The organism is Pseudomonas sp. UBA7500 (assembly GCF_002478435.1).
GTDB classification, from domain to species: domain Bacteria; phylum Pseudomonadota; class Gammaproteobacteria; order Pseudomonadales; family Pseudomonadaceae; genus Aquipseudomonas; species Aquipseudomonas palmensis.
In genome coordinates, this window is the sequence record NZ_DLNW01000009.1 from 2,645 (window position 1) to 11,340 (window position 8,696).

The 8,696-nt window shown below is 63.3% G+C and carries 5 protein-coding genes and 2 pseudogenes; 3 read left to right on the top strand and 4 right to left on the bottom strand.

The annotated features are described in order from the left end of the window. Nucleotides 1–247: 247 nt before the first annotated feature. Nucleotides 248–1,744: a methyl-accepting chemotaxis protein gene (locus tag B4I46_RS06395; protein ID WP_422662686.1), complete on the bottom strand. Its 1,497-nt coding sequence runs from the start codon at nt 1,742–1,744 to the stop codon at nt 248–250. A gap of 625 nt (nt 1,745–2,369) precedes the next feature. Here B4I46_RS06395 and B4I46_RS06400 point away from each other — a divergent pair. Beyond that, complete coding sequence (locus B4I46_RS06400; RefSeq protein ID WP_088514334.1) at nt 2,370–3,248, top strand: DUF2242 domain-containing protein; 879 nt, start codon at nt 2,370–2,372, stop codon at nt 3,246–3,248. Nucleotides 3,249–3,535: 287 nt separating this feature from the next. On the opposite strand, the gene B4I46_RS06405 is transcribed toward B4I46_RS06400, so the two are convergent. Together B4I46_RS06405 and B4I46_RS06410 are read right to left on the bottom strand one after the other, a co-directional pair. After that, entirely contained in the window at nt 3,536–4,576 is a 1,041-nt protein-coding gene (locus B4I46_RS06405) for an AraC family transcriptional regulator (RefSeq protein ID WP_043862838.1), read from the bottom strand. 3 nt (nt 4,577–4,579) lie between these two features. Then, nucleotides 4,580–5,702, bottom strand: a pseudogene (locus B4I46_RS06410) (nitrilase-related carbon-nitrogen hydrolase). A gap of 188 nt (nt 5,703–5,890) precedes the next feature. On the opposite strand from B4I46_RS06410, the gene B4I46_RS06415 reads away from it, so the two are divergent. Both B4I46_RS06415 and B4I46_RS06420 read left to right on the top strand, forming a co-directional pair. Continuing rightward, on the top strand, nt 5,891–7,027 hold the full coding sequence (locus B4I46_RS06415) for a hypothetical protein (RefSeq protein ID WP_286899142.1): 1,137 nt from the start codon (nt 5,891–5,893) through the stop codon (nt 7,025–7,027). Nucleotides 7,028–7,043: 16 nt separating this feature from the next. Next, nucleotides 7,044–8,096 (top strand): hypothetical protein, encoded by a 1,053-nt coding sequence (locus B4I46_RS06420; protein WP_286899145.1) that lies wholly within the window; start codon nt 7,044–7,046, stop codon nt 8,094–8,096. Between the two features lie 25 nt (nt 8,097–8,121). On the opposite strand, the pseudogene B4I46_RS06425 reads toward B4I46_RS06420, so the two are convergent. Then, nucleotides 8,122–8,503: pseudogene (locus B4I46_RS06425) on the bottom strand (RidA family protein). Nucleotides 8,504–8,696 lie beyond the last annotated feature (193 nt).

Consider the following 8,696-nt stretch of genomic DNA (forward strand, 5'->3'; position numbering starts at 1 on the left):
TCGAGTCCCGTCCGCTGCGCCACTTTTCTCCAGATCGGTTCAACAACCGGTTTGAGGTCCGAAGCCAAGGCTTCAGGCCAGATCCCAGTTTCAAACAGGTGAAAGCCTGTGCGATACGCAGCGGTAGTTCAGTCGGTTNNAGGGTCGCTTTTTTTGTGCCTGCAGAAAAGCCTGGCCGCCAAGGCTGGCACCTGCTGGCGACGTACTGCCTGCAGGTGCCGGCCTTGCTGGCGAAAGAATATGCCCCTCAGACCTTGAAGCGCGAAAGCAGCCCTTGCAGCTCAGTGCCCAGGCGCGCCAGCTCTGCCGCCGAGGTGGCAGTGTGCGCCGAGGCGGTGGACGTCTGTTCGGCCACATCACGCACACTGATCACGCTGCGACCGATCTCTTCGGCTACCGCGCTCTGCTGTTCGGCGGCGGTCGCGATCTGCACGTTCATGGCCTGGATGTGCGTGACCGTGTGTGTGATGGCCTGCAGCTCCACGCCTGCCTCATTGGCCAGCCCGACTGTCGTACCGACCATGCCCTGGCTGGTGTGCATGCGTTCTGCAGCCCTCTGCGCACCCTGCTGCAATGACCCGATCAATGTCTCGATCTCTGCGGTGGACTGCTGGGTGCGTTGGGCCAGCCCGCGCACCTCATCGGCCACCACNNGGTTGGTCTGCTCGGCGATGGCATTGATCACCGTCATCACACTGCCGATGCGTTCGCTCTCTTCGGACAACCTGCCGAGGGCGTCGGCGGAGGTGCCGATGTCGTCGGCCAACTGGTCGATCTGGGTCAGTGCGCGCTGTACCACCAGATTGCCCTGGCTGGCCTGGCTGTTGGCCTGGCGGGTGGCGGTACTGGCCTGCTCGGCATTGCGCGCCACTTCCTGCACCGTGGCTACCATTTCGCTCATGGCCGTGGCGACCTGGTCGGTCTCCAGTTTCTGGCTGTCGACGCCGGCACGGGTCTGTTCGGTGATGGCCGAGAGCTGCTCGGCCGCCGCTGACAACTGAGCGGTAACGGTGCCCACCTGGCCCAGCACACCGCGCAGGTTGTCGCCGCTTTGGGAGAGGGCTTGGAGCAACTGGCCAAACTCGTCACGGCGCAGCTCGCTGCTGTTATCCCTCAGGTCGCCGGCACCGATACGACGCGCGATCACTACGGCCTGCTGCAACGGCCGGGTGATCTGGCGGATGATCACCCAGCCGATCGCACCGCCCAGCAGCATGGCGCCAACCAGCAGCCCGAGCATCAGCGCACGGCTGTGGCTGGACTCGTCGACGCTGAGCTGATTCTGGCGTGCGATCAGCGTATTGATCGCTTCCAGGCTGGTTTCGATATTGCTCACCAGCACCGTACGGCTGCGGGCCTGCTGCTCGACATCGCGGGCAAAGCGCTCGGCCAGTTGCAGGTACTGGTCCAGGTCGGAGGGCAGTCTACCCAGTTGCGGGTGACGGCTGCCCAGGCGCTTCACGCTGTCATTGGCGCGCGTGTGGGCCTCACGCACCGTGTCCAGGCGTTTGGTGCTGCCCTCGCGCATCATGGCCAGGCTGTTCTGGCGCAGGTCGCTCAGGGCGTCGTTGAGGGTGGCAAGGTCGCGACGGACGTTACTGGCGTCGTCCTGGTACAGCGCCTGGGTCAGTGTACGGACATCGTTCTGCAGGCTGCTGCCCAGGCGCTCGGAATCGGCCTGGATGCGGCCTATGTCCTGCTGGGCGGTTTGCAGCTGGCGAAACTGCTGCATGTAGCCCTGCATGTTTTCCAGCACGTGTTGCAACTGCTGCCTGGACACTGCGTCGTCCAGGCGCTGGAGGTTCTCCTCGATCAGCGCCACCAGGGTGCTGTAAGAGGTGTTCAATTGCGCCGCAAGGTTTTCATCGCCGTGGTGTTCATACGACAGGCGCGCGGCGCGAATGTCATTGGTGTGGTCGAGCACGTGATTGACCGACNNCCAGCCGATCGGCACGGGTGGTCAGGGTGTTGAGGCTGCGAATGCCGATCACGGCGAGGAGCGCCATCAGCAGCACGATACTCGCGAAACCGAGGGCCAGCTTCACTTTCACCGATATGTTTTTCACCTTCAATGCTCCTGGGTCGATGGTCAGTGGCTGATGTAGTGGCGTATTGCCATTTTCTGTCGCATGCCGGGCCAGTATCGATGGGCTCAAGGTGTAGCGGGGAGTCAGACATTTCCCGGTATGACGTGGGAAAGCTGGTTAAATAGTGAGCGAAAAAAATCGCGACCAATGGTTCAGGATGGCTGTGTAGTGCAGGCCAGCCGCTGTGCAGGTGAAATTTAGTGCCGGATCGCCCGGTTGCGGTTTCAGTCATCTGCGGATGTGATGCACAATAGGCGCCGACCGTTTTTCGCAGGATTTTCAATGTCAAAGTCAACCGTCTTCACTGCGCTCGGGCTGGCCCTTGTGCTGGCGGGCGTTGCCGGCTGTTCCTCGAAGAAAGCCGCCATCTACGAACACGAGAACTTCGACGACTCGGGCACCTTCTCGCGCAGCTTTCCGGTCAGCGAAGCAGGTACCTGCGAGGCTGCCCGGCGCGCGCTGCTCAGCCAGGGCTACATCATCACCACCAGCGAACCGGGCCAGGTCAATGGCAACAAGAGTTTCCAGCAGACGGGCGACTCGCACCTGCAGATCAGCTTCAACGTGGTCTGTGCCAACGACACCGGTTCCGGTCAGCGCTCGACCATGTTCGCCAATGCCCTGCAGGACCGTTATGCGCTGAAAAAATCCAACACTTCGGCCAGCCTCGGGGTGGGTGTGCTGGGGTCGGTGTCGATGCCGATCGGCTCGTCGGACGACTCCATGGTCAAAGTGGCCAGCGAAACGGTGACCTCGCCCAAGTTCTACGAGCGCTACTTTGCGTTGGTCGAGAGTTTCCTGCCCAAGCCGAGCAAGAAGGCAAAGGTCGAGCCCAAGGCCGAACCCGCCAAGCCGGCTCTCGACCTGGGAGTGCCCGAACCTGCGCCTGCTGCGCCAAGCGCTCCGGCCGTCGAGGCTGCGCCGGTGCAGGCTCCGGCCCCTGCGGCACCTGCCGAGGTTGCAGCGCCGGTGGTGGCGGTACCGGCAGCGCAAGCGCCGGCTGCACCGCTGGTCGACGACAGCAAGAGCTCGCAGCCTGTGGCGCCGCCCCAGGATGCGGCGCCGATCACGGTCGAACAGACTGCACCGCCCACCGAGCCTGCCGCCGCACCGGCGCAGCCTCCAGCGGCCCCGACGCCCGACGCGCCTGCGCCGCTGTGACGCATCGGATAAATCATCGATTGCCTGCTACGTTTATCTCAATGGGCTGAGCGCTTGTGCTTTTCGCTGGCTTGCCAGCGAAGGGCGAGCCACCTTGCGCCAGCCTGTCACGTCACGGTCATTTTTTCTTCACCTGGGCACTTTAGGGTGAAGCACGACTCAATGACATGATCGAGAAAACCAAGGAGCAGGCAATGGACGACTATCAAGAAGAACTGCTGGAATACCGCGCATTCGAACTCGACCCGCCAGAGCCGGCCGAAGACGCTACCGAGCTCTGATCGGGCTTATGCGCCCCGCCGCTGGCTGCGGCGAAAGTCCCCCGGCGTCACGCCGTTCCAGCGCTTGAATGCGCGCTGAAAGGCCTCTGCCGACGCAAACCCCAGCAGGTAGGCTATTTCGCCAAAGGCCAGCTCCGTGTCGCGGATGTAGGTCACAGCCAGATCGCGGCGCGTGTCGTTCAGAATCGCCCGAAACTGCGTGCCTTCCTCGGCCAGCTTGCGCCGTAAGGTCCAAGTGGGCAGTTGCAGCTGCGCCGCCACTTCACCCAGGTCCGGTTCACGTCCGCCGTTGAGCAACGGCCCCAGCAGATGGGCGATACGCTCAGCCAGGCTGCGCATGCGCGTGCGCTCCGCCAGTTCCTGCTCGCATAGCTGCAACAGGTGCTGCCAGGTGCTGGGGCAATGGGCCGGGTTGCGCAGCGCCAGGCTGGCGCGGTCCAGGCGCAACTGATTATGTGTGGCCCCGAACTGCACCGGGCTGCTGCACAGGGCCTGGTAACGGTCGGCATAGGCGGGCGCGCAAAACTCGATCTCCATGCGCTCTGCCTGCACTGCCACCCCCACCAGCCCCGACAGTTGTGCCAGCCAGCCGGCCAGTACCGAGTCGACCACGAAGCGGTTGTAGTCGTTGTACGGGCTGATCGAATAGAAGCGCAGCCAGGCGCCCTGATTGTCCTCATGGAGGCTGGACTGGCCACGGTAGTTGGCGGCGTACAGCGGCTCGAAACGCACCAGCGTACGCGCGGCCTCGCCCAGGGTAGGGGCCTGGGCGGCGGCTACACCGGCCAGGCCGGCCTGGTTCAGGCGGCTCAGGCGGCCCATGTGCAAGCCCAGCGCCGGTTCGTTGCTGAGTGCAATGGCGGCATGGCCCAGGTGCATGTAGCGCGGAATCGACAGGCGCGCACCGGCTTCGGCCAGCCGTGCAGGCACAAGCCCGTAGCGTTGCAGAAGGGGGGCCGGATCATGCCCCAGTTGCTGCAGCGCCTGCGCAAGGCTCTGGATGAATCCCACCGACAGATCCCCCAGGCGTACCCGTGGTCGGTTCATCGGTTACAGCCAGAGGTTGAGCAGGCGCGCGCCGGGATGACTGCTGGCACTGACGTAGTGCCCGTCGCGGCTGGTGAAGCCCAGGCCGTCGCCGGCAATTTCCCAGAACTGGCCGCGCAGGAACACGCTCAGCAGGGCGGTATCGGCGCTTTGGCCGTGGCCGATCAGGCGCTGCCAGGCCTGGCCTTCCTCGACCTGGCCGGCCTTGAGCGGCAGGCTCACGGCCATCGGCTGGTGGCGGTTGCCGCGCCAGGGGGCGGTCCAGCTGTCTCGGCCGCTGATGAAGGCGGGTACCGCGATCAGTTGCGCCGACTGCGCGGCCAGTTGCTGGTAGTTGGCCGGGTACCAGCTGTCGCTGCCCACCAATACGCCGAGGCGGCCTGCGGGTGTATCGAATACTTGCAGCGGATAGGCATCGCCGCTGCGGATGAAGCGGCGCACTTCACTGTCGGGGTATTGCTGGCGTTGCGGCTGGCCGATCACCTTGCCGTCACTGGCGAATACCACGCCGTTGTTGTACAGCGCGCCGCTGCCACTGTGAAGGATGCCTTGCTCTGCATACGGCGTGGGCAGCACGATGGAACCGGCCACCAGGGTCACGCCGAACTCCCTGGCCAGGCCGCCGAACAGTTGCTGGTAGTCGGCTGCCATCTGCGTGGCCTTCATGCGCAGGTGCGCATCGGCTCTGCGGTCGTCNNCCCTCGGCGTTGAACATCGCCAGTCCGTAGCGCAGCGGGTTGCTCAGCTCCAGCCATTGCCAGGCCTCCTGCAGGCGGGTGACCTGGTACAGCTCTTTCTTTTCGCCGCGGGCCCACAGCCAGGTGCCGATATGCTCGGGCAGCACCACGATCGTGCGCGGGCCGACCAGGCCCTGGGTGCGAGCGTGTTCAAGGTAGGCGGCGAGCTTGCGGTGCAGCAGGGCCAGGTTCTGGTAGTCGCCCGGATACAGCAGTGGCTCGATGCCCAGCAGATTGCCCTTGTCGGTGGGCACGCCCTGGTTCAGCGCCACTTCAACACGAAGGTCGGACAGGTAGTGGCCGGCCGGGCGTTGTTCGGTCCACAGGCCATAGCCCAGGAGCATGGCAGTCAGAACAAGCGCCAGGGCGCCAAGCAGAAGTTTTCGCATGGAATCAGATGTATGTCCGCAGTTGCGTCGAGGGTACTGGAAACAGGGGGTTGGTGAAACATATCCTGCTCGCACTGGGCACTGAGTCGAAGCATAGGACTGCTGCAGGCGTCTTAAATACTGGCGCACTTGCTATTTGCCATGGCGGATCTATCGTCGTTGTTACAGCCTTCCAAAGGATTGGCATCATGACGATACGGCTGGTCAGACTGCTGGTCATGGGCGGGGCCGCGCTGCTCGCATCCTGTGCGCTGTTCAACCCTTATGTGCAGAGTATCGCGCCTGAAACAAAGACTGCCACTGGCTCGCAACTGGCCAGCAAGATCCGCATGGAGCTCCAGGGCAAGACCAACGGATTGGCCTACTGGCAGTCGGGATCGTCATTGGCGCTGGCAGGTGCGCTGGGTCTTGGGGGCTACAAGGCCGTCACTGCAGGCAACGGTCACCAGGTGGCAGCGCTTGCGGCTGGCAGTGCATCGCTCTATGGTTTTTCCGCTGCGCAGTACAAACCCACCAGAGAGCAGCTTTATCACCGTGGCGTGCAAGCGGTGATGTGTGTCGAGTCGATATACGAGCGGGCCAGCCTGGAGGAGGGTAACGAGCTGATAAGGCGCATCGCCCAGCTGAAGGCTGGCTCTGGAGCCGTGTCGATTACCAATGCCTACTCGTTGTATGGCGCGATTTCCAGGGCGAAGGCATTCGACAGGGTGTACAAGGAGAAACTGGTCGAAATCGTCGCGGCGCTCAACAACTACCTGGCTGCATTGCAGCCTGCCCCTGAGGTGACGTACCGGATCATCTCCGACGCGATCGGGTCACGGCCGGTTCCCCCGCCAGACGGCACGAAGAACGCGTGGTCAGCCGGCCTGGCGCCTATTTCCATCAATGGACGTTTCAATGCCCAGCAGCAGCTCCAGGCGGCCTTGCTGGCCGACGAGGCCAATGAATGGATTGCGCGCATCTACACCACTGCACCGGGCTTTGACAGTGATGCTCCCGGTTGCAACCCGTTTCAGGGGCAAGTGCCCTCGATCAAAGGGCTGCCATCCGGATCCACACTGGACATGGCGGCAGGCGGGCAGGAGCGCTTTCTGATCCTGAACTCCTCCGGCGACCTGCGCATCACCTACGCAACCCAGGACTCATCCGATCAGGGCGCTGCCGAAATCAGGGTGATTACTGAAAACAGAAGCTACTGGGTGGAGGTCAAGGCGCTCAGGCAGACCCAGAAACCGCTGAAGGCCTATCTGACGGATAGCCAGAAGGGCGAAGTCACCATCGACTTCTATATCAGTATCTCCGCCGCTCCTGCGGCTGGTCCTTGAGCTGGGGGGATCGAGAATGTCTGGCGCAACGGTACTGTCCGGGCTTGCTGCGGGCTTTCTGCTCGCCGCGTCAATGGCTTCAGGCGCCGAGGATTGCGGTACGCCTGGCACACTGACCAGCAGCAAGGGTGATTCCCGAGTGTTGGTGACGCGAGTGTTCAAGGATGGCTCGATCGCCGTGCGTGCGCGGCTGGCAGTGAATCCAGATGGTGGCAAGGGCGCCTACACCGTTGGCGATCATGGGTTCACCTATATCGCCAACGGCCTTTCGATCATGCGCAAAGGTGTCCGCTATCGATGCGACCTTGATTGCCGAAACGCTTTTCTGAAGGCGGAACTCAAAGGGTTTGCCGAGCACACGCCCGAGTTCTGCGTGTATGCCATGGAAGTCGAGCCCTTTGCGCCAGGGCAGGCCAGAACATCCTGCGGCAATGGGCGCTACCTCATCGGAAATGGCAAGGGCCGCCTGCGCAAGGGGCCGCTGCTTGACACCGTGAGCGGCGCCACGGTGCAGAGCTATGTTTCCACTACCTCATTGCGCCACAAGGTGGATGGCCAGGTGCAGCCTCTGGACTCCGAGTCACTGCCCATAGCGGTGGCCGCCAAGGCGAGCATGCTGGGATCGATCGTCTGGGTCGCAGGCAAGGGCCTGCACGGCACGTTCGCGCTTGTGGGCGAAAGCGGGCCGGCTTTTGGCGAAGGCTCAATCGCGCTGCACCAGTTGTTGCACACCAATGCAATCACCGCACAGGCATCCGGCCCTATCCCTGTGGGGCAGCGCTGCAGCGCTGTCGAGTCAGGCCTGACGCCCCCTTTTCGGTCCTCCCCGGACAAACCGGGTGACGGCTGCCGGAAAGGGCGAGCAGCCAGCAGCGCCAGCGATATCCGTGCCTACAACGGTATCAGCGAGCCAGTCGATTTCGTCGTGCTTGGCCAGGCCGGATTTTCCCGCAAAGGCGGGTTGATCGAGCAGACGGTGACTCGGCAGTCGATCGATGAGGCGGCTGCGCGAGCCGGCTATACCCAGCAGCGTATTCGTCAGATGCTGGCCTGCCTGCCGCGGTCCTGAGCCAGGTGACCGCCTACGGCTGGTCTCAGCCCTTGGCCGCCATGGCCGTCACTTCCACGCGCATGCCTTCGACCGCAAGGGCGGCCACGCCAACTGCGGCCCGCACTGGCCATGGTTTGGCGAAAAAGCGCTGGTACACTGCATTGAAGGCGGCGCGGTCGGCCATGTCGGTGAGGTAGATGGTCAGGTGCATGACCCTGTCCNNTCGAGCTGCCGGCGCGCTCCAGTGCCACCTTCAGGGCTTGCAGGGTGCATTCGCTCTGCAGGGTGATATCGCCCAGTTCCAGGCTGCCGTCTGCCCGGGTCGGGATCTGGGTGGAGACCAGCACGCCGCCGAAACCGACAACGTCGGAGGAGATGGAGTCGGCATCGAGATCGGGAACGAAGGTGAGGTCGTGGTTGGCCATGGGCAGCTCTCGTTTGAGGGGGGGACAAGTTGGCCGACAGTTTACAGGGTCATGGCGCATGAGGTGCGATGGCGAGCGCATTCAGTCGTCAGTGAGTGGGTGCCTGTCGGCGACGATCGATCGGTCAGTCGACGCTCGTTTTGCCTCTTGAAATGCTCCCGGCCGATTTCCCCAACTGCGCAACTTCTTGCGC